Origin of the sequence: Gordonia sp. McavH-238-E (genome assembly GCF_022348225.1) — a bacterium.
Lineage (GTDB): Bacteria > Actinomycetota > Actinomycetes > Mycobacteriales > Mycobacteriaceae > Gordonia > Gordonia terrae.
This window is the reverse complement of record NZ_JAKRFE010000014.1, coordinates 40,177-60,589: the sequence shown is the minus strand read 5'-3', so window position 1 is coordinate 60,589 and position 20,413 is coordinate 40,177. Positions and strand designations below refer to the sequence as shown.

At 67.9% G+C, this 20,413-nt stretch carries 23 protein-coding genes; 15 read left to right on the top strand and 8 right to left on the bottom strand.

Annotated features, from left to right (window positions below):
• Window positions 1–7: 7 nt before the first annotated feature.
• The 3 genes from MHN80_RS20035 to MHN80_RS20025 are packed head-to-tail and all read right to left on the bottom strand — an operon-like array spanning window position 8 to window position 2,528.
• Window positions 8–859 (bottom strand): PPK2 family polyphosphate kinase, encoded by an 852-nt coding sequence (locus tag MHN80_RS20035; RefSeq protein ID WP_239403394.1) that lies wholly within the window; start codon window positions 857–859, stop codon window positions 8–10.
• Window positions 856–1,704 (bottom strand): SDR family NAD(P)-dependent oxidoreductase, encoded by an 849-nt coding sequence (locus MHN80_RS20030; RefSeq protein ID WP_239403393.1) that lies wholly within the window; start codon window positions 1,702–1,704, stop codon window positions 856–858. The genes MHN80_RS20035 and MHN80_RS20030 overlap by 4 nt, the downstream gene beginning before the upstream one ends.
• The gene (locus tag MHN80_RS20025) at window positions 1,701–2,528 is read right to left on the bottom strand and encodes a TetR/AcrR family transcriptional regulator (RefSeq protein ID WP_239403428.1); all 828 of its coding nucleotides are present in this window, start codon (window positions 2,526–2,528) and stop codon (window positions 1,701–1,703) included. Before MHN80_RS20025 ends, MHN80_RS20030 begins: the two co-directional genes overlap by 4 nt.
• Window positions 2,529–2,569: 41 nt before the next feature.
• Between MHN80_RS20025 and MHN80_RS20020 the strand changes: the two genes are divergently transcribed.
• From MHN80_RS20020 to MHN80_RS19995, 6 genes are all read left to right on the top strand, one after another.
• Window positions 2,570–3,910 (top strand): DUF445 domain-containing protein, encoded by a 1,341-nt coding sequence (locus MHN80_RS20020; protein ID WP_101822231.1) that lies wholly within the window; start codon window positions 2,570–2,572, stop codon window positions 3,908–3,910.
• A 164-nt stretch (window positions 3,911–4,074) separates the two neighbouring features.
• Window positions 4,075–4,590 (top strand): helix-turn-helix domain-containing protein, encoded by a 516-nt coding sequence (locus MHN80_RS20015; protein ID WP_101822233.1) that lies wholly within the window; start codon window positions 4,075–4,077, stop codon window positions 4,588–4,590.
• Window positions 4,591–4,593: 3 nt separating this feature from the next.
• On the top strand, window positions 4,594–5,886 hold the full coding sequence (locus MHN80_RS20010; RefSeq protein WP_239403392.1) for a heparin-binding hemagglutinin: 1,293 nt from the start codon (window positions 4,594–4,596) through the stop codon (window positions 5,884–5,886).
• A 68-nt stretch (window positions 5,887–5,954) separates the two neighbouring features.
• Window positions 5,955–6,278, top strand: a complete 324-nt coding sequence (locus MHN80_RS20005; protein ID WP_064569131.1) for a DUF2516 family protein — start codon at window positions 5,955–5,957, stop codon at window positions 6,276–6,278.
• 6 nt (window positions 6,279–6,284) lie between these two features.
• Window positions 6,285–7,103, top strand: a complete 819-nt coding sequence (locus MHN80_RS20000) for a MerR family transcriptional regulator (RefSeq protein ID WP_004022756.1) — start codon at window positions 6,285–6,287, stop codon at window positions 7,101–7,103.
• A 58-nt stretch (window positions 7,104–7,161) separates the two neighbouring features.
• The gene (locus MHN80_RS19995) at window positions 7,162–8,277 is read left to right on the top strand and encodes an alpha/beta fold hydrolase (RefSeq protein ID WP_239403391.1); all 1,116 of its coding nucleotides are present in this window, start codon (window positions 7,162–7,164) and stop codon (window positions 8,275–8,277) included.
• A 9-nt stretch (window positions 8,278–8,286) separates the two neighbouring features.
• Here MHN80_RS19995 and MHN80_RS19990 read toward each other — a convergent pair whose 3' ends face one another.
• Complete coding sequence (locus MHN80_RS19990) at window positions 8,287–9,381, bottom strand: UDP-N-acetylmuramate dehydrogenase (RefSeq protein ID WP_239403390.1); 1,095 nt, start codon at window positions 9,379–9,381, stop codon at window positions 8,287–8,289.
• Between the two features lie 38 nt (window positions 9,382–9,419).
• Here MHN80_RS19990 and MHN80_RS19985 point away from each other — a divergent pair, with 38 nt between their 5' ends.
• From MHN80_RS19985 to MHN80_RS19965, 5 genes are all read left to right on the top strand, one after another.
• Complete coding sequence (locus tag MHN80_RS19985; protein WP_239403389.1) at window positions 9,420–9,926, top strand: DUF2505 domain-containing protein; 507 nt, start codon at window positions 9,420–9,422, stop codon at window positions 9,924–9,926.
• 10 nt (window positions 9,927–9,936) lie between these two features.
• Complete coding sequence (locus MHN80_RS19980; protein ID WP_004022760.1) at window positions 9,937–10,449, top strand: DUF2505 domain-containing protein; 513 nt, start codon at window positions 9,937–9,939, stop codon at window positions 10,447–10,449.
• A gap of 103 nt (window positions 10,450–10,552) precedes the next feature.
• Window positions 10,553–11,329: a class I SAM-dependent methyltransferase gene (locus MHN80_RS19975; RefSeq protein ID WP_239403388.1), complete on the top strand. Its 777-nt coding sequence runs from the start codon at window positions 10,553–10,555 to the stop codon at window positions 11,327–11,329.
• Between the two features lie 14 nt (window positions 11,330–11,343).
• Window positions 11,344–12,219, top strand: a complete 876-nt coding sequence (locus MHN80_RS19970; protein WP_239403387.1) for a carbon-nitrogen hydrolase family protein — start codon at window positions 11,344–11,346, stop codon at window positions 12,217–12,219.
• Window positions 12,216–13,397, top strand: coding sequence for a hypothetical protein (locus MHN80_RS19965; protein ID WP_239403386.1), 1,182 nt, complete (start codon window positions 12,216–12,218; stop codon window positions 13,395–13,397). Before MHN80_RS19970 ends, MHN80_RS19965 begins: the two co-directional genes overlap by 4 nt.
• Window positions 13,398–13,419: 22 nt before the next feature.
• Here the strand turns inward: MHN80_RS19965 and MHN80_RS19960 are convergent, their stop codons facing one another.
• Window positions 13,420–14,046 carry a hypothetical protein gene (locus MHN80_RS19960; RefSeq protein ID WP_239403385.1) on the bottom strand — a complete coding sequence of 209 codons (627 nt, stop codon included), beginning with the start codon at window positions 14,044–14,046 and terminating at the stop codon, window positions 13,420–13,422.
• A 220-nt stretch (window positions 14,047–14,266) separates the two neighbouring features.
• On the opposite strand from MHN80_RS19960, the gene MHN80_RS25735 reads away from it, so the two are divergent.
• Window positions 14,267–14,395 carry a hypothetical protein gene (locus MHN80_RS25735; RefSeq protein ID WP_255220192.1) on the top strand — a complete coding sequence of 43 codons (129 nt, stop codon included), beginning with the start codon at window positions 14,267–14,269 and terminating at the stop codon, window positions 14,393–14,395.
• A gap of 516 nt (window positions 14,396–14,911) precedes the next feature.
• On the opposite strand, the gene purU is transcribed toward MHN80_RS25735, so the two are convergent.
• Window positions 14,912–15,823, bottom strand: a complete 912-nt coding sequence (gene purU / locus MHN80_RS19955) for a formyltetrahydrofolate deformylase (protein WP_101822251.1) — start codon at window positions 15,821–15,823, stop codon at window positions 14,912–14,914.
• Window positions 15,824–15,850: 27 nt separating this feature from the next.
• Between purU and deoC the strand changes: the two genes are divergently transcribed.
• Window positions 15,851–16,528 carry a deoxyribose-phosphate aldolase gene (deoC, locus tag MHN80_RS19950; protein ID WP_033205849.1) on the top strand — a complete coding sequence of 226 codons (678 nt, stop codon included), beginning with the start codon at window positions 15,851–15,853 and terminating at the stop codon, window positions 16,526–16,528.
• Window positions 16,529–16,558: 30 nt separating this feature from the next.
• Here deoC and MHN80_RS19945 read toward each other — a convergent pair whose 3' ends face one another.
• Window positions 16,559–17,542: an NAD(P)/FAD-dependent oxidoreductase gene (locus MHN80_RS19945; RefSeq protein ID WP_239403384.1), complete on the bottom strand. Its 984-nt coding sequence runs from the start codon at window positions 17,540–17,542 to the stop codon at window positions 16,559–16,561.
• A 3-nt stretch (window positions 17,543–17,545) separates the two neighbouring features.
• Window positions 17,546–18,439 carry a trans-aconitate 2-methyltransferase gene (locus MHN80_RS19940; RefSeq protein ID WP_239403383.1) on the bottom strand — a complete coding sequence of 298 codons (894 nt, stop codon included), beginning with the start codon at window positions 18,437–18,439 and terminating at the stop codon, window positions 17,546–17,548.
• A 47-nt stretch (window positions 18,440–18,486) separates the two neighbouring features.
• On the opposite strand from MHN80_RS19940, the gene MHN80_RS19935 reads away from it, so the two are divergent.
• Both MHN80_RS19935 and MHN80_RS19930 read left to right on the top strand, forming a co-directional pair.
• Window positions 18,487–19,098 (top strand): helix-turn-helix domain-containing protein, encoded by a 612-nt coding sequence (locus MHN80_RS19935; protein WP_239403382.1) that lies wholly within the window; start codon window positions 18,487–18,489, stop codon window positions 19,096–19,098.
• A 54-nt stretch (window positions 19,099–19,152) separates the two neighbouring features.
• Window positions 19,153–20,409 (top strand): Ig-like domain-containing protein, encoded by a 1,257-nt coding sequence (locus tag MHN80_RS19930; RefSeq protein ID WP_239403427.1) that lies wholly within the window; start codon window positions 19,153–19,155, stop codon window positions 20,407–20,409.
• Window positions 20,410–20,413 lie beyond the last annotated feature (4 nt).

Here is a 20,413-nt window from a genome sequence, read left to right as displayed (position 1 = left end):
GCAGATTTCAGTCGGCGGCGGCGAGTCGCTTCTTCTCGGCCTCGACGTCGAAATCGGCCGGTGGCCAATCGAGATCGAGACGGGCGAGCGCGTCGATGAGGAGTTCGCACACGGCGAGACGTGCGTACCACTTGTGGTTCGACGGGATGACGAACCACGGTGCGGAGTCGCGGTCGGTGAGGTCGAAGATCGCCTGGTACGCCTCGAGGTAGGCATCCCAGTGGCCGCGTTCGTCGACGTCGCCCGGGTTGTACTTCCAGTACTTGTCCGGCCGGTCCAGACGCTGCGCCAGGCGGGCCTTCTGTTCGTCCTTCGACACCACGAGACAGCACTTGAGAACGGTAGTCCCGCCGGCGACGAGCTCGGACTCGAACTGGTTGATCAGGTCGTAGCGCTTCTCCCACTCCGACTGCGGAACCAGATTGTGCACCCGAACCGGCAGGACGTCCTCGTAGTGCGATCGGTCGAAGATCCCGATGCGGCCGGCGGGCGGCAGGGCCCGATGGATGCGCCACAGGAAGTCGTGCTGCAGTTCCTCTTTCGTGGGCTTGCCGAATCCTTTCACCGACAGGCCCTGCGGGTCCAACAGGCCGCCGACGTGACGCACGATGCCGCCCTTGCCCGCCGTGTCCATGCCCTGTAGGACGAGCAACACCGACCGATGATCGCCGGCCCGACCGTTGGCGAACAACAATTCCTGCAGGTCGGCGAGTACGTCACCGCGCTGCGCGAGGAGGTCGGTGCCGGCGGCCTTGTCGCCCTCGAAGCCGGGCGTCGTCTCCGGATCGAACGACGCCACCGGTCCGATTGCCTTGGCGCGCAGGGCCTCGACGGCGGGGGTGGACCAACCGGTGCTCATGACGGCGTCCTCTCGGATTCGGATTCGGATTCGGGTTCGGGGTCGGTTGTTTGCTCACCCGGCGGCGGGAAGAGCGGTCCGCCGCCGAAGGCGGCGCGGTGTGAATCCGGCGGCGTGCCATCGTTGTTGACGATCCCGTACTCCCCGCCCAGCTCGGCGGTGACGAGTGTGTGTCCGCTGAGTCGGGAGAGCCGGGGGTCGGCGGCCAGCCGGGCGATGACGCGGCCGACGAATTCTGGGTCCTCGGCACGCGCGAGTGAGAAACCGGCGAACTCGTCGAGGCCGAGAGACAGCAGCAGCTCGGTGCGGATCAGGCCGAGCCACAACGAGATCGAACTGACCCCGGTGCCGCGTAGTTCCCCCGCCATGTCGGCGGCCATCTTGTCGAGGGCGGTCTTGCTCATCCCGTACAGAACCGAATGCAGATGACCGCGCGAGCCGAACGACGAGATGTTCGCGATGAGCCCGCTGCCGGCCTCCGTCATCACTCGGGCCGCATGCACCGAAGCCACGTAATGCGCTCGTAATCCGACGCCGATCAAGGTGTCCCAGTCGTCGACGGGTCGTTTCCAGAACGGTTCGGAGAAACCGCCGAAACCCTTCGGGGCTGCCCACGCGTTGTTGACGAGCAGATCGAGTCGGCCTGTGTCCGTGCCGATCTGGTCGAACACCGCGGACACCGCGGCATCGTCGGCGTGATCACAGGCGAGCGCTCGAGCGCCGTCGGGCCCCGATCCCGCCCGTGAGGTGACGTAGGTCGTCCACCCGTCATCGATGAGCGCGCGAGCGATTCCGTACCCGACGCCGCGGCTGCCGCCGGTCACGAGCGCAACGCGTCCCGTCATTCGCCTGCGGTTTCGGCGGTGGGATCGGTGGGCAGGGGATCGGTGGGCAGGGAATCGAAGAGCGCAGGCGGCGCCGCGAGGAACTTCTCCCGCGATCCGTTGACCTGCCACACACCCACCACCGCGCTCCAGACCATCATGGTCAGATAATCCACCACCTCGTCCGCGCTGAGGGTGCGTTTGGTCATCCACCAGTCGACGACGTGCTGGATACCGCCGACGAGGGCATGTGACCAGAGTTCGGCTCCGGTGGTGTCCGCGCCGCGCTCGGCCATCCGCATCTGGATGCTGCCCATGACCAGTTGGGTGACCAGTCGCACGGAATCCGCCGGCGCCGGCGACGACGTCGGCGAACTCGCCAGCGCGAACCGGTACAGCTGCGGTTCGTCGTCGACGGCGTGGACGTACACCCCGATGATGGTGTGGGTGAGGGTGTACTCGTCGAGATCGTCGGCGATCGCCTCGGTCAGCCGCGGGTAGATCGTCGTCTCGAAGAATCGCACCGTCGTCGCCACGCCGAGGTCGCTCTTGTCGGCGAAGTAGCGGTACAGCACCGTTTTCGAGACACCGATGTGCGCGGCGATCTCATCCATCCCGACGTCGGCGCCCAGGTCGCGGACCGCGGCGATGACGCCGTCGGTGAGTTCGGTGCGTCGAGCGAGCTTGTGTTTCTCCCAGCGCTGTTTGCGACCGTCGGGTTTGGCGCCGGTCTCGGCGACCGACTCGGTGACGGTCGTCAGGACCTGTTCGAGCCCGCGCGTCACGTTGGCCGCGGCCGCCACTGCTGCGCGCGCCGCGGCGGCGGGATTCGGGCGGTTGGCCATCACGCAGCCAGCGTAGTCGCTCGATGGGTGACACTGGTCCCATGGCATCGACAGTCATCCCGGGAGTCGCCGGTCAGCACGAGGGTCCGCCGGCCAAGTCGTCCGCGCCCGGATTCGGCGGGAACAGCGCCGGAGACGAGGGCAGGCGCAGGGATCTGCGCAAGATGAAAGCCGTGGCCACGGGCTTCCTGGTCTTCGCGGCGATCGTGTATCTGTTCACCCGCTACCTCGAGCATCGCGACGGCGCCGAGGTGGCGGCATGGGTCGGCTATGTCCGCGCGGCCTCGGAAGCCGGGATGGTGGGCGCGCTCGCCGACTGGTTCGCGGTGACCGCGCTCTTCCGCCATCCGCTGGGTATCCCGATCCCGCACACCGCGCTGATCCGCAAGAAGAAGGACGACATCGGCGACCAGCTGGGCGGCTTCATCGAAGAGAACTTCATGACGCCCGACGTGGTGGTCTATCGCGCCGAGCAACTCGATCTGCCGCGGCGCCTGTCGACGTGGGTCGCGGACCCGCGCAACGCACCGCGGGTCAGCGGTGAGGCCGCGCGCGCGATCAAGCTCGCCGCCGAGATGCTGCGCGACGAGGACGTCGAACAGCTCATCCAGGCGGCGCTGAAGTGGGCGGCCGAACCGCAGTGGGCGCCGCCCACCGGCCGCATCCTCGAACAACTCATCGCCGAGGATCGGCTGGAACCGGTGTTCCAGCTGCTGTGTGATCGGGCACACGAGTGGGCGGTCGGCAGTCAGGACCTCGTCGACCGGGTGGTCGACCGGGACGGACCGCAGTGGACGCCGAAGTTCGTGAACAACCTGGTGGGTGACCGGATCTATCGCGAACTCGTCGATTTCACCTACAAGGTGCGGATGGATCCCGACCACGAATTGCGCCGCGCCATGCACCAATTCGTGGAGAAGTTCGCCGACGACCTGCAGAACGACCCCGACATGATCGCGAAGTTCGAGGCTCTCAAGCTCGAACTGGTGGGGCGCGACGAGGTGACCGGCGCGGCGTCGACGGCATGGCAGACCGGCAAGGCCGTGATCGAGGAGATGCTGTCGGACCCGAACAGCACCCTGCGGAACACGCTGTCGGACTCGATCATCCAGCTCGCGCAGCGAATCCGTGACGATCGTCCGCTGCAGGAGAAGATGAACGGCTGGGTGGCGAGGGTCGCGCACCACGTCGCCGCGAACTATTCACAGGAGATCATCTCGGTCATCACCGAGACCGTGCGCGGGTGGGATGCCGACGACACCAGTCGCAAGATCGAACTCCAGGTCGGCCGGGACCTGCAGTTCATCCGCATCAACGGCACCGTTGTCGGCGCACTCGCCGGACTCGTCATCTACTCCACGTCGGTGCTGATCTTCTCCTGACGGGTCGTGGGGCGGTCGGCCGCGGCGTCGACACCGGGCAGTTTGCTGTGTGCTTGCACGGGTTAGCAGTCGTGTTGATACTGGGGGAACGGGCTTGAAGTCGGACACCTCGCCGAGCGTCCCGACCGACGACACCGGAACAGGTCCCGGGGAACGGAGCGTTGATGCAACCCGAAAAGGACGACGCGTCTCCCGACGCCGACGACGCCTCGGTCGCAGACGCCGTCCCGGTCACGGGATCGTCCACTGCCGCAGCCGGTTCGGAGGTCGCCGACGAAGGGGACGACGGGTCGACGCCGATCGCCGTGGAGGCGGTGGAGGCCGTGGCCAACGCGGCCCAGGACATCGGCGCCTTCATCCGATCGCAACGCGTGGCGGGCAAGGTCTCGCTGCGTCAGCTCGCGGAGCGGGCCGGCGTGAGCAATCCCTACCTCAGTCAGATCGAGCGTGGACTGCGGAAACCGTCGGCGGAGGTGCTCGCCCAGATCGCCAAGGGGCTCCGCGTGTCGGCCGAGGTCCTGTATGTGCGGGCGGGGATACTCGAAGAACGGCCCGCGAGTCCGGTCCGTGATGCTCTCATCGCAGATGACTCCATCAACGAACGCCAGAAGCAGATGTTGCTGGAGATCTACGAGTCATTCCGAAAAGAGAACACGATCGAGTCGACCGGCAAGGAGTAGTTGATGAGCGAGAACCCGTTGACCACAGCCGTGGGGCAGGTGGCTGCTCTGCTCGCAGACGTGCGCGAGCGCGGCGAGGCCGCGAGCGAGCAGGCCCAATCCAAGCTCGTCGAGACCGTCGGTTCGACCCAGGCGAGGGTTGCCGACGCGCAGTCCAAGATCGCGGAAACCGTCGAGAACACCCAGTCCAAGCTCGTCGAGACCGTCGGTTCGACACAGTCGAAACTCGAGGCACGGCTGACGGAGTCGCGGGATGACGCGCAGGCGCGGATCGACGAGGCGCTCGCGACAGCTCTGGCGCTGTTCGAGGAGGCCAGGACCAAACTGTCGGCTCTGCCGGTCGAATTGCCCGCGGAGATAGAGGAATTGAAGACCAGGTTCTCGCCGGAGGAGTTGCGGAAGGTCGCCGAGGCGTACCTGGCGGTCGCCGCAGGCCTGCTGACCGCCCTGTCGGAACGACGGGACGAGGCGGTGGAGAAGCTGAAGTCGCAGCCGCTCCTCGGGGAGAATCTGCCGAAGCTCGAGAAGGTGTACAACGACGCGGTCGGCCTCACCGAAGACGCGCTGGGCTCGATCTCCGAGCAGACCCGCGCGGTCGGCGAGCGTGCGCTGAAGCTGGCGAACCGTTCCGACGCCGACACCGAGGCGTCGGCGAACACCCTGCGGTCCGGTCAGGCAGCGCCCGAAGCGCAGGCTTCGCTCTCGCCGAAGGCGGCGGCGAGGGTCGCCGAGGTCAAGGCGGCGGTCGACCGGGCCCCGGTGAGCACGCCACCCGAACCGCCGGCCGAGACCCGGAAGGCCGCAGCGAAGAAGTCTCCCGCCACGAAGGCGGCCGCGACGAACGCCCCGGCGACGAAGACCCCGGCGAAAAAGGCCCCGGCGAAGAAGGCCCCGGCGAAGAAGACCACCGCAAGCACGGCGGCGCCCGCCAAGGCCGCCACCAAGAAGGCCGCGGCCGTCCGAGGCGCCGCCGAACGGGCCGCCGCCAAGAAGACGGCGGGGGCCAAGAAGACGGCGGGGGCCAAGAAGACGGCGGGGGCCAAGAAGACGGCGGGGGCCAAGAAGACAGCGGGGGCCAAGAAGGCTGCCGCGACGAAGGCCCCGGCCGAGACGCCCGCGAAGAAGACGCCTGCGAAGAAGACGCCCGCGAAGAAGGCCCCGGCCACGAAGGCCGCGGCGACCACGACCCCGGCCACGAAAACCGCGGCGAAGAAGGCTGCAGCCAAGAAGACCCCGGCCACGAAGACCCCGGCCAAGAAGGCGCCCGCGAAGAAGGCGTCTCCCGGCGCGCAATGACGCCGAACGGGGCGGGTGACGGCTCCGCGTCGTAGGGTGTCGCAGCAAACCCGACTCGCGCGACTACAGTGTTCGACGTGGACTTCTTCAGCGTATTGGCCTACGGCCAGAGTCTGATCATGTTGACCCTGACGTTGGTCGCGGGCATCGCCTCGACCCTCGCGCTGATCCATGCGGCCATCCAACGGCCCGACGCCTTCCCGGCGGTGGACCGGCAGAGCAAGGTCATCTGGGTCTCGATCCTCGCAGCCGCGACCCTGTTCATCTGGTTCTTCGGGGCGGTGAACTTCCTGGGCATCATCGGTGTGGTCGCCATGCTCGTCTACCTCGTCGACGTGCGCAAACGAGTCGACGACATCCAGGGCAAGTCCTGGTTCAGCAAAAGGGCCTGACCCGTCGTGGCGGAATATCGGATCAACGACCTGGCCGAGGCGTCCGGGGTCAGCGTGCGCAACATCCGGGTCTACCAGGACCGCGGACTGCTGCCGCCACCCACCATCCGTGGTCGCGCCGGCTGGTACTCCGACCAGCACCTCGTCCGGTTGAATCTCATCTCGCGCATGCTCGAGCGCGGGTACACCTTCGCCACCATCAGTGAGCTGTTGCACGCGGCACATCACGGCATGCGGGTCGAGCAGATCCTCCGTGGCACGCCGAAGGGCGGCCGGTTCCGCAACTTCAAGCGTGCCGCGACGATCACCATCACCGAGCTCCGCAAGACGCTGAACGCCAGCGACCGGTCGATCGCACTCAGTCAGAAGCTCGGGTTGCTGGCGAAGGACGGCGCGCACTACGCCATCCGCAACCCGGAGTTGCTCGAGGGTGCCGAGATCCTGGTCAAGAGCGGGGTCGACATCGACGTGCTGCTCGACCGGTGGGTACGCGTCCAGGAAGACCTCGAGGACGTCGCCACCAGCTTCGTCTCGATCATCACCGACAAGTACTTCGACGAGAATCTCCCCGACCTGGGCGAAGCCGGGGTCAGCGAGATGGCCGACCTCATCCAGACCGTGCGGCCGATCGCCCACGAGATCGTCGAGACCACCTTCCGCAAGGCGCTCGACGAGCAGATCTCGAAGGCCATCGGTCAGGCGGCCACCTACTTCGACGCCGAGGTTCCCGCGCCGGTCATACCCGCTGACGACGAGCCAGAGCAGGCACAGCCGAACTATGAGACAACGGACATTGGTACATTGAACCCCGAGACGGGGCGCTGAGCCGGATTCGGTGCCTCGCAGCGGACCGGTGAGGTCCTCCAGAGGTGAGGGGTGCCGAGTGAACACGAAATCATTGGCCAGTGCGGGCGGTGTGGCAACCGCGATCGGTGCCGGCGCGGTTGCGGTGGGGATCGGAACGATCTTCACGCGCCTCGCGCGTGAAGCGCTACACGCCGACGCCGCCGTCGACGACGGACCGGATGATCTGCTCACCCGGCCGGACAACGCCCCACGGCGCCTCGAGGTCCGCACCGCGGACGGGACGCAGCTCAATGTCGAGGTCTACGGGGACGCGCCCGACTCCGACGTCGACGACACGGGCGACGTCATCGTGATGGTCCACGGCTGGACCTGCAACACCGCCTACTGGTACCCCCAGATCAATCACCTCGCCGCCACCGAGGGCGGCTCCCGGCGGGTCGTCGCCTACGACCAGCGAGGTCATGGTCGGAGTGAACGTGGCCGCCGCAGGCCGACCGTGGCGATGCTCGGCCAGGATCTCGACGCGGTGCTGGAAGCCGCGGTGCCCGCGGGGCGTCGCGCGATCCTGGTGGGACACAGCATGGGTGGCATGACCATCATGTCCTGGGCGGCCCAGAATCCCGAGAAGGTCGGGACGCGGGTGTCGTCGGTGGTGCTGGTGTCGACCGCGGCCAAGGCGGTCATGGACAATCACCTGCTGATCCCCGTCGATCTGCCCGTGTACGCCAAGCCGTTCGCGCCGGCGGCAGCGAAGATGATCACCTCGGTCCCCGTGCCCATCCCGAAGACGTCCTACGGCGTGCGCTTCTCGCACTACATCGCGCTGGGGCCGAACGCCCGCCGGGCACACGTCGAGTTCGTGGACGAGATGATCGGGGCGTGCCCACCCCGCGCTCGCGCCGGGTGGGGATCGGCGATGGGGAAGCTGGACGTCACCGCCGGACTCGCGGCACTGTCGGTGCCCACCACGGTGGTCGTCGGCACCGAGGACCGGCTCACTCCGCGACTGCACGCCGAGCAGATGGCGGAGGTGTTGCGGCGCAACGGCTCCCTGCGCGACCTGGTGGTCTACGAGGGTGTCGGACACATGTCGAGCATCGAGGCCGCCGAGCGCTTCAACGCCCTTCTCGACGAGGTCGTCGCAGAGAGCTCGCGGGCGACCGAGGAGCGCAAGGACGTCCAGTCGGTCTGACGGTCCTCGTCAGAGACTGCAGTTGACCAGGACCGGCTCCGGTCGCAGCGTCACACCGAATGCATCGGCGACCCCGTCGCGCACCTCGCGGGCGAGGTCGAGTAGTTGCGTGGTTGTCGCCGAGCCCCGATTGGTCAGTGCCAGAGTGTGTTTGGTCGACAACCTGGCCGCCGCGTCCGGGCCCGGGTGGCCGCGGTGGAATCCGGCCCGTTCGATCAGCCACCCGGCCGACAACTTGATCGCCCGGTCGGCGTCGTCGGAACCGGCGGGATAGGTCGGGATCGCGACATCGTCGCCGACGCGCGCCGCGATCCGTTCGAGTACCGCCGGGGCCTCGGCCCCCGGCACGATCGGATTCGTGAAAAACGATCCGGCACTCCAGGTGTCGAAGTCCGCGGCGTCGAGGACCATGCCCTTGCCGGCGCGCAGGTCCAGGACGGCCGCGCGGACCTCTGCCGCGTCGACACGATCATCCGGTTCGACGCCCACACGGGTCGCGAGTTCGCGATAGCGGATGGGCTGGCTCGCGCGATTCTCGTTGAGCCAGAACGACACCGCGACGACCACGAAGTCGTGACGGTGCTTCAGATTGCTGGTGCGATACCCCAGGCCCAGCTCGGCGGGGGAGACCCACCGCAGATTTCCGGAGCGTCGGTCCAGAACCTGGACCGACCGCAGGATGTCGGCCACCTCGACGCCGTAGGCGCCGACGTTCTGAACCGGCGTCGCCCCTGCGGCGCCGGGGATTCCGGACAGGCACTCGAGCCCGCCGTAACCCGCGTCCACCGTCGCGGCGACCAGTTCGTCCCAGCCCACCCCGGCGTCGGCGACGACGTGCGCGCGACCCGACTCGCGCCCGGAGCCGAACTCGACGCCCTCGCTCGCGAGGACGACCGCGGTGCCGTCGAAGCCGGCATCGGCGATGACGAGGTTCGAACCGCCGCCGACCACGAGCACCGGCTCGGATCGTTCATCGAGGTCGAGGATGGTCTCCACGATGGTGCGGGTGTCGGCGCATCGGATGATCTCGCGCGCGGGTCCGCCCAGACGCAGGGTGGTCAGCTCGGCGAGGGGCGCGCTCAGCGGCGCCTGCGTGTCGGTCACGTCCTCAACGTTAACCGGCGAGCGGTAGCGTTCTCTCCATGGCGAGCAAGCTGCAGCACACGGTGTCCTATCCCTTCTCCACCGCGCGACTGTGGGCGATCTACACCACCGAGAAGTACTGGCACGACCTCGTCGAGCGCATGAACTCCGGACACGGTCATGTCGAGAAGGTGACCATCGCCGGTGACACGGTGACGGTGGAGATCCAGCAGGGCATCCCCGCGGACAAGCTGCCCTCCGCGGTCACCAAGGTGATGCCGGGCGACCTCCGCATCCCGCGAAAGAACACATACCGCCTGGTCGGCGACCGGATCGAGGGGGAGACCCATGCGACGGTCGACGGGGCGCCGGTACCGGTCGACGTCACCGGCACGACGCTGACGACCGGCGATCCGGCGACCACCGACAACCGCGCCGAGGTGACGGTGAATCTGCCACTCTTCGGCGGCAAGATCGAGAAGTCGGTGGTCAGCGAGTTGTCGGCGCTGCTCGACGCGGAGCGCGGACACACCGTCGAGTGGGAGAGCCAAAATCCGCTGACGTAGCCTGGGCTGCATGGCACGACGGCTCAGCTACTCCGCTCGGTACACGCACCCCGCGGAGAAGCTCTATCAGGCCCAGAGCACCAAGCAGTACTGGGACGACATGATGGCAGGCTTCCAGATGATCTCCCCGCACTGCGAGGTCGACTCCTTCGTCTCCGACGAGACGGGCATCCGGGTGGTCCTCAAGCAGACTATCGGCAGCGATCAACTGCCCCCGCTCGCGAAGACGGTGATGAAGAAGGACATGGTCATCACCCGCGAGGAGACCCTGGGGCCCTTCGATCCGGACAACACCAAGGGCACGTACAACGCGTCGATCCCCGCGGGACCGGGCAGTCTCAACGGCTGGCAGGAGCTCTTCCCCACCGACAACGGCGGCTGCACCATCCGCCGGACCAGCGAGGCCAAGGTCTTCGTCCCCTTCGTCAACGGCAAGCTCGAGCAGATGATCCTGATCAACCTCGTCGACCTCTTCCGCGCCGAGGCCGAGTACGCCAAGGACTGGGTCGCCAAGAACTTGTGAGCCGTCCCGGCCGCCACGGTCGGGTTGCCGAGTGAGAATATCGACGAGCGAAGTGAGGCACGAACGCAGCGAGGAGGCTCGGAGCGAGAGCAGGCCCGGCCGCATGAGACCCGGTCACAGACCGCTGGGCCGGGTCACACGGGGTACGACGAACACCAACCGGCTTCGGCGCGTCGACCGATGGATGGTCCACTCGCCGCTGGTTCGATCCGCGCTGGACATCCCGCGCCCCCTCGTCGTCGACCTCGGTTACGGTGCTCGCCCGGACACGACCGTCGAGATGGCCGCGCGGCTGCGTTCCGTCGCGGCGGATCTGGAGATGGTCGGCCTCGAGATCGACCCCGAACGCGTCGTCGAGCCGCGCGCGGGTGTCCGGTTCGGATTGGGCGGCTTCGAGCTGGGTGGCCTGCGTCCGCGCCTGGTGCGCGCGTTCAACGTCCTGCGCCAGTACGACGAGGACGAGGTCGATGATGCGTGGGCGCGGATGCGCTCGGCCCTCGCTCCGGGCGGGGTCATCGTGGAGGGCACCTGCGACGAGATAGGCCGGCGGTGCAGTTGGGTACTCCTCGACTCCGATGGTCCGGTCAGCCTGACGCTCAGTTGGGCCCCGGAGCATTCGGACCGTCCGTCGGAACTGGCCGAGCGTCTGCCCAAGGCGTTGATCCATCGCAATGTCCCGGGTGAGCGGATTCATGCGCTGCTGGCCCTGGCCGACCAGTGCTGGGACGTCGCCGCCCCGCTGGCGCCGTACGGCCCGCGGGTCCGGTGGATGCATGCGCTGGGTCTGCTCCGCGAACGCGGGATCGACTGCGAGGTGCCGAGGCGTCGCCTGTCGGACAACGTGCTGACGGTTCCGTGGGAGGCGGTCTCGCCCAAGTAGATACTGTGGCCGCTATGCGTGTGGCGATGGCCCAGATCAGTTCGACCGACGACCCGACCGCCAACCTGGCGACGCTGCGTTCGGCCACCGAGGAGGCGGCATCCCGCGGCGCCGAGCTCGTCGTGTTCCCGGAGGCCACGATGTGCCGGTTCGGCGTGCCGTTGAAACCCGTCGCCGAGGACATCGACGGTCCGTGGGCACGCGGGGTGTCCGAAGTCGCCGCGGCGTCGGGCGTCACGGTGGTGGCCGGTATGTTCACCCCCTCCGGCGACGGCCGCGTCCGCAACACCCTCGTCGTGGCCCATCCGGACGGAACCCGTCTGGGGTATCACAAGATCCACCTCTACGACGCGTTCGGTTTCACGGAGTCGAAGAACGTGGCCCCGGGCTCGGAACCACTGACGTTCGAGGTCGGGGGCGTCACCGTCGGTGTCGCCACCTGCTACGACATCCGTTTCCCGGGGCTGTTCACCCATCTGGCCCGGTTGGGGGCCCAGGTGATCGTGGTCCCCACGTCGTGGGGTGCCGGCCCGGGCAAGCTCCGTCAGTGGGAGGTGCTCGCCGCGGCCCGAGCGCTGGACTCGACGACCTTCGTGGTGGCCGTCGACCAGGCAGTTCCCACCGACGACGAGGCCGCGTCGTCGAGTGCGCCCACCGGAATCGGACACAGCCAAATCACAGACCCGTTCGGTACGTTGGTCGCCGCGTATCCGGATAGCATCCGGGTGGACGTGCACGACCTCGACCTAGCACTGGTCGAGAAGGCCCGTACGCAACTGGCAGTCCTCGCCAACGAGCGGCCCCTGCCGGTCGGCGGTGGAACGGACAACGACGTGACGCCGGCCCACGCGCGGCTCCGCGAGTCAGACGACCCAGGACGGAACCCATGAGCGACAGCAACACGCCCCGCCCCGATTCCTCATCCGGGGAGCCCGCCGACGAGACCGGGAAGCTCGATCCGCACGCGGGTGACCCCACCCATACCGATCCCGCGGTCGGCGAGACGACTCCGGCCGAACGAGGCGGCGAATGGCAGCCGGTCCCCGGCGCGGGTCACGGTGAGCCTCCCGCGACCGAGCAGTTCGCGACCGAGCCGATCGTCCCGGGTGGGCAGGCGTACTCCGCCATCCCGCCGTCGGACGGGGACACCACGGATCTCGGCGGTACCAAGCCGCCGACGTCCCAGTTCGCACCCGGCGAGGATCCCTACGGCCCCGCCGCGGCGTCGGGACCGATCACCCCGGGTCCTGCCGACCCCACCGGCAGCGGGCCGGTCTTCACCTCACCGCGCAAGAAGCGCAGCACGGGCAAGATCGTGGCATTCAGCCTCGTCGGCGTGCTGCTCCTGGTGGTGATCGGCGCGGTCGGCAGCGAGCTGTACCTGCGCAACAAGGTCACCAACTGTCTCGAGGAGTCCTTCAGCGGACTCACCGGCGTGCCCACCGAGGTGTCGCTGAGCCGCAAGCCGATCATCCTGCAGGGCAGCGGTGACATCCCGTTCGTCCAGGTCGACACCGATGACAGTGCCGGGGGCGTCCGCCTGCACATGCGCGCCGACGGTATCTCCGGCACCGAGAACTCCACCGACATCCGCAGTCTCAACGGCACGGGCTTCATCCCGTACGAGCGGATCGTTGAATTGAGCAAGGAGCAGGCGTCCGGCGCCGGGACCGGCACCGGAACCGGGGCGGGCGGTGTCGGCGCGGTCGAGCAGATCACCGGCAACGCCGCCGACGGCACCTTCGAGGTCCAGGCCGCGTTCCCGGTCATGGTCTTCCAGGTGCCGGTGTCGGCGACGATCAAACCCGTTCTCAAGGACGGCCGGGTCGACTTCGAGGTCGTCAAGGCCAGCGCGCTGGTGTTCGGCATCCCGCCGGACTTCGCGCAGCAGATCGTCGATCAGATCACGACATCTTCGCTCGGGCCCTTCTTCGACGAGGTGCAGGTCGACTCGCTGAAGGTCACCGACACGGGCCTCGAGTTCGGGGTCAGCGGTTCGGACGTGCAGTTGACGAGTGAGATGACCGGCACGTCGTCGCAGGGGCAGTCGGGCGGCTGCTCGGTCTGACCGGTCGCGCACCCGCCGGGGGCTAGACGACGGTTCCGGGTGGGTCGACCCTCAGGAACCAGACCGTCGGCCCATCCGTCAGGGTGAACTCGTCGTAGACCCGGCCGCGCCATTTGCGGGCATACACGTCGATCATCTGCGCATCCGCGGTGCTGGCGGTGACCGGCGATCCCGCGTCGAGAGCTTGTCGCAGAACCGGCTCGAGGAGCGCTGCGAGCGTTCCGTGTCGTCGATGGTCCGGGTGGACCAGTGCGAAGACGATGCTGTGTGCGCCGCCGACCGCACGTGCCCGGGACTTCTCCTGCAGTTCGCGGAAGCGAGCGATGAAACCGTCGATGGCGATCACGAAATGGCGCGAGCGCGCCATCAATTCGTCGTCGACGGGTTGGGTGTGGTGGTCGGGGCCGGCGACGGCCATCAGGGCGACCAATTCGCCCTCGGGCGTGAACATTCCCCGCGCCCCCGGCAGGTGGTCGGTGAAGAGAATGTCGCCGTACCAGCGAAACGCCTCGACGGGGGCCGCCTCGCCCAACAGCCAGCGGTACACGGGGACTTCGCGAATCCCGTTTTCGAGGAGATCGAGTGCGCGGTCACGGTCATCGGTGATGAGGGGGCGCACCCGCACGTCGGCCGTCTGCACCTCTGTCATTCCGCCATATCAGCACACGGGTGTGCTTTTCGGGGGTCCATTCGAACTGTCGGACATTGATTGCACGTTTGTTAGACCATCATTTGATAAGGCAAACCATCAATTATTCATATCGGAGGACGTTTCCGTGATCGGTCTGTAACGTCGCCGTCAGGTCGTTCCGCGAGATGAGACGTGCGGCCGAAGACGAGAGATCTCATCACCATCAAGGGAGACGGATATGGCAGGCATTGTCGAGGGCGGTATCGCTGGTGCGATCGGTGGAGCCGTCGAGGCGATTCTCGGCGGTCTCGGAGACGCGGGTTCGATCGGCGGCGGATCGATCGACGGCAGTGATTCCGGGGCCTGATCAGACGGAATACGGTTCAGCGGTTGGTGACGCGCGGCGCCACCAACCGCTGACCTCTTTCTGGGTCAGATCAAGAACGGCGACAACGCGCAATACGTTGCATTGTCGATGCATCGAGAAAACGTTCGAATTCTGTTTACGTTGATTTCAATCAATGTGTCTTCGGCAGCTCACCTGCGGCAATGCCGGCCCTTCGCCCCTGTTTTCTCGGAGTTCCGGTAATTGATCTCGACGGTAGGGGAGACATTTCCGAAATCGATATGTAACGTCGGCAACGAGCCGACGCACGGGTGAGAGCGGACGGTGATCTACGAACAATCTCACCGATGACGAAGGAGTAGATATGTCAGACGCAATCGAAGGCGGCATCTCCGGCGCTATCGAGGAGATCCTCGGCAATGTGCTCACCGGTTCGCTCGGCAACGACGACGCCGGCACCGGCGAGTAGCCATTCGGCACAGACTCGGCCACCGCCCCGCGACGAAAGTCGCGGGGCGGTGTGCTGTGTCGGGGGCCTCAGTTGAAGACGACGGTCTTGCGGCCGTGGACCAGGACGCGATCCTCGAGGTGCCAGCGCAGACCACGAGAGAGCACCAGGGTCTCGATGTCCCGACCCTGACGGACCATGTCGGCGACCGAGTCGCTGTGGTCGACACGGATCACGTCCTGCTCGATGATCGGTCCGGCGTCGAGATCTGCTGTGACGTAGTGGCAGGTGGCGCCGATGAGTTTCACACCTCGAGCAAAGGCCTGATGGTAGGGCCGGGCGCCGATGAAGCTGGGCAGGAAGCTGTGATGGATGTTGATGGCCCGGCCGGCCCACGCATCACACAACTGCGGCGGCAGGATCTGCATGAACCGCGCCAGCACCACCGCGTCCGGTTGATAACCGTCCACGATCCGTCCCACCTCGGCGAACGCCTCGGCCTTGCGTTCACCCGCGAACGGCACGTGGTGGAACGGGATGCCGAACCGGGTGGACAGGTCCTCCAGTTCGCGATGGTTGCCGATGACGGCGCGGATGGCGGCGGGGAGTTCACCCCGATGGGCGCGGCCCAGGAGGTCGACGAGGCAATGGCTCTCCTTGCTCACCAGCAGCACCGCGGACTTGGTCTCCCGCGAATCGGTGAGGCGCCAGTCGGTTTCGGGGCCGAGCTCGGCGGCCACCTCGGCCGCGAAGCGCGCACGTAGTTCCTCCGCCGTCGACGACACCGAATCCACGCGGATGGCCTGGCGGGTGAAGAACCAGCCGGTCTCCTCGTCGGAGTGGTAGGCGGCCTCGGTGATCCAGCCGCCGACCTCGGTCAGGAAGGTCGAGATCCGGGCCACGATGCCGGTGCGGTCGGGGCATCCGAGCGTGAGTACATAGCGGTGCTCGGTCTGATCTGTCTGGGTTCGACCTGTCGGGGTCGTCTGTCCGGGGGCCACGACAGTCAGTGTGCCAAGCTCGTCGGTGTGACGAACACGGACCTGCGACGCGGCGACGTCGCCGCCATCATCGACCACACACTGCTGAAGCCGGAGGCGACCCGGGCCGACGCGGAGGCCACGGTGGCCGAGGCGGCGCGGCTCGGGGTGTTCGCCGTCTGCCTGTCACCGTCGATGCTCCCGATCGACACCGGGGAACAGCGGACCTGCGTCGTGGCCGGATTCCCGTCGGGCAAACATCACTCGCTGGTCAAGGCGGCTGAGGCGCGTCTGGCCGTCGACTCCGGCGCCGACGAGGTCGACATGGTGATCGACGTGGGCGCGGCCGTCGACGGCCGGTTCGACGAGGTGTTCGCCGACGTCCTCACGGTCCGTGAGGCGGTCGGGGACGAGACCCTCCTCAAGGTGATCATCGAGTCGGCGGCGCTGCTGCAGCTCGCCGGACCCGACACCGTCACCGAGGTGTGCCGCCGCGCCGAGCGGGCCGGTGCGTCGATGGTGAAGACCTCGACCGGTTTCCATCCGGCGGGCGGCGCGAGCGTCGAGGCGGTGCAACTGATGCGTGCCGCGGTGAGCGACCGGGTCGGAGTGAAGGCGAGTGGTGGAATCCGGACCGCCGACTTCGCGGCCGAACTCGTCGCCGCAGGCGCAACCCGGCTCGGGTTGTCCGCGTCGGCCGCCGTCCTCGAGGGTTTCCCCGAGTAGGCGGCCGACGGCGGTGCGGATGGTCGGCCGTCAGGCCGGCGCGGCGACCGTGGCGTGCAGGTCCGCCATGACCAGGCTCGCGTTGACCGCTGCGCCGGCCGAGAGTCCCTCGCCCATGGCCACGGTCACCATCGCGTTCAGGGTCGTCGTGTTGCCGGCTGCCCACACACCGGGTAGCGCGGTCTCGCCCATCGGGCCGGTTCCGACCACGCCGCCCATGCCCATCGGACCCTCGGCGAGTTCTCCGCCCAGACGCTCGTAGAGCTCACCCCGGACCACGAACCTCGGCGAGACGACCACCGCGTCGGCGTCGACCAGGGTGCCGTCGGACAGGAGGACGCCGTCGAGGCGGGCCGATCCGTCGTCGTCGCGCGTCCGGACGCGCTCGACGCGGGCATCCACGACGTCGATGCCGGTGACCGCGAGATGCCGCCGGTCATCCGCGGACAGGGCGGTCGGATCGTGCGCGATCACCGTGACCTGCTCGGTGAGCTGGCGGAACATGAGCGCCTGATGTGCGGACATCGGGCTCGTCGCGATCTGGACGATCCGGGTGCCGCGGACCTCGTAACCGTGGCAATACGGACAGTGCAGGACATCGTGCCCCCACAGCTCGGCGACTCCGGGGATCTCCGGGAGTCGGTCGACCAGTCCGGTCGCGAGGATGAGGCGCCGGGCCACCACGACCTCGCCCGACGAGAGGTGCAGCGTGAAGTCGTCGATGGAGCCGGTGGCGTCGACGACGGTGCCCGACCGGATCTCCGCCCCGTATCCCGTCGCCTCCGCGCGGCCACGCGCGAGCAGGTCGAGGGGGGAGATCCCGTCTTGTCCGAGCACGTTGTGGGCTGCCGCTGCCGGCGCGTTGCGCGGTTGCCCCGCATCGATCACCACGACCTTGCGCAGCGAACGCGCCAGTGCTGTTGCGGCACTGAGTCCCGCAGCTCCGCCGCCGACGATCGCGACATCGTATTCGGCTGTGGTCGAAGGTGTTTCGGTGGTCACGGAATCGGTCATCGGTCACTCGCTCTCGGGGTGGGGGGTCACGGTCGTGCGCGGGCGGGCGATCCAGAGGAGCCGCCCGGCGGACAGGGTCAGGTCATCCAGACACTGTGCGTCGGAATCGGATTCGTCGATCAGGTGATCGAGCAGGGCCAGGTCGGCCGCATCGAGGGAGTCGGCCAGCCGGTGCCGGAACTGGGCGAACCAGTGACGCGCGTAGCGCGCGACCGACCGGCTCGGTTCGCTCCGCTCGACGTGGATGGTCTCGAAACGGAGGATGTCGTACCCGGCGTCGTCGAACGTGTCGGTCCAGTCCACGAGCGCCTCCCACCCGGCCCCGGCCGCCGCGGCTCCGCAGCGGTCCTGCAGGCCGCTCAGCTCGGTGTCCTCGTGTGCGGGGACGAAACGCGGGACCCCTGCCATCTCGGTGATCACGACGACCCCGTCCGGTCCGAGCGACGTCGCAGCCTCTCGCAGCAGGCGCTGCGGATCGGCGACGTGGTGCAGCGACATGGCCGCCCACACGACATCGGGCGATCCGAGCGGCGGCAACCCGTCGTCGAGATCGGCGACGACGGCGGTCACCCGATCGTCGAATCCGCCGTCCCGCGCCCGGCGATCGACGAGCGCGACCATGTCGGGCGAGCCGTCGACCGCGACGATCTGCGCATGCGGGAAGTGGCGGGCGAGTGCCTCGGTCCCGGTCCCGGTGCCTGCGCCCAGATCCGCGATGCGCACCGGCGCGTGCCCCAGCGACTCCGCGATCAGGCGTGCGGCGTCGTCGAGGTGGTCGGCCATGAGTTCGGCGTCGAGGTCGAGGGCCGCGGCGAGGCGGGCATGGTCGTGGTGGTCGGCGTGGTTCGCGTGAGCGTGGTGTCCGGTGGCCGGTTGGTGGTGGTGAGTGCTGGACATGACTCCACGGTAGCGGCATCATGCCCCGATGGCATACAGTCTTGCCAATGACGCAAGAACTCGATGCAGTCGTCCGTCAGCGCATCCGTGGGCTCCGGATCGCGCGGGGCTGGACGCTCGATGCCCTCGCCGTCCGGTGCTACTTGTCGCCGTCCACCCTCAGCCGGATCGAGACCGGTCACCGCCGGGTGGCTCTCGACCAGCTCGTGCCGATCGCGCGCGCGCTGGGCACCACCCTGGACCAGTTGGTCGAACCCGCCGACGACACCGACGTCGTCATCCGGCCCCAACCGCACACGGTGGAGGGGATGACGATGTGGTTGCTCTCCCGCGAGAACGCGCCGCAGGGCGTGACCGTGGCGAAGATGCGCTTCGACCGCGAGCAGCCCGTCGGTGACCTGCGCGTCCATCCCGGTTACGAGTGGTTCACGGTGCTGTCCGGAACAGTGAAGCTGTGGCTGGGCGACCGTACGATCCTGGTACCCGAGGGCGACGCCGCGGAGTTCTCGACGATGATCCCGCACGCGATCTGCGCGTATCAGGGCCCCGCGGAGGTGCTGTCGATGATGGATCACGCCGGTGAGCGCGCCCACCTGCCGTCCGTGCGGACGGGTGACCGGGCCCGCGACGCCGACGAAACCGGTGCCCCCCACGCGTGACCCGATCCGCAACCCACCGATGCGAACCGCCGCATCGGTACTGTTGTTGCGGTGATGACTCCTCAGACCTCGGTGAACCGACGCTCCGTGCTCGCCGCGGCCGGGGTCGGTGCGCTCGGGGTCGCGGTGGCGGCCTGCTCGGGCTCCGGCCTCGGCCCCGGTGAGGACACCCCGGCCGACCCCTCGGTCCGCCTGACCTTCACCCCGGCACTCGACGGCGAACCGGCCGGCCCGACCGCCGAGTTCTCGGTGAAGGCAACGGACGGATTCCTGAACCCCGACGTGAAGCTCACCAACCCGCGCGGAGTCGTGGTGAAGGGGCAGTTGTCGGACGACCGGACGACCTACACGATCGGCGAACCGCTCGGCTACGGCACCGAATACACCTGGAGCGGAACGGCGGTGGGTGTCGATCGCAAGGTCGTGCCGGTCGCCGGGTCGTTCACCACCCTGACCCCGTCGAGTCAGGTGAACGTCGTCGTCAACATCGGCGACGGGCAGGAGGTCGGCATCGCGGCGCCGATCATCCTGAAGTTCAACGGCACGGTCGAGGACAAAGAGGCCGTCGAGCGTGCGCTGACGGTCACCACCACCCCGCCGACCGAGGGGTCGTGGGCGTGGCTGGGGGAAGACAACGGCTCCCGCGTGCACTGGCGGCCGCGCGAGTACTACGCGCCCGGCACCAAGGTCAGCATGGCGGCCAAGCTGTACGGGCTCGACCACGGTGGCGGAGCCTACGGAGCCGCCGATGTCACCAGCGACTTCTCCATCGGGCGCGCGCAGGTGGTGAAGGCCGAGGAGTCCTCGCACCGGATCGTCGTGCTCCGCGACGGCGCCGAGCTCATGAGCCTGCCGTGCAGCTACGGCGGCGGCGACCTGGACCGGAACGTCACGCGCTCGGGAATCCACGTGGTGACCGAGAAGTACGAGGAGTTCTTCATGAGCAACCCCGCCGCGGGCTACTTCAACATCCGCGAGCGCTGGGCCGTGCGGATCTCCAACAACGGCGAGTTCATCCACGCCAACCCCGAGACAGTGAACGTGCAGGGCTCGGCGAATGTCACCAACGGGTGCATCAACCTGTCCGAGTCCGACGCCGAGCGGTACTTCGGGGTCGCCGTCTACGGCGACCCGGTGGAGGTCACCGGCACCAGGATCGCGTTGTCGGAGGCCGACGGCGACATCTACGACTGGATCTACGACTGGGAGACGTGGCAGGGCATGTCGGCCATCAAGGGCGAGGTCCGCGAGACCTCGGTGCCCGCGACCCCCAGCGGGGCGCCCACCTCGAACGCCCCGGCACCGCGCTAGCGAG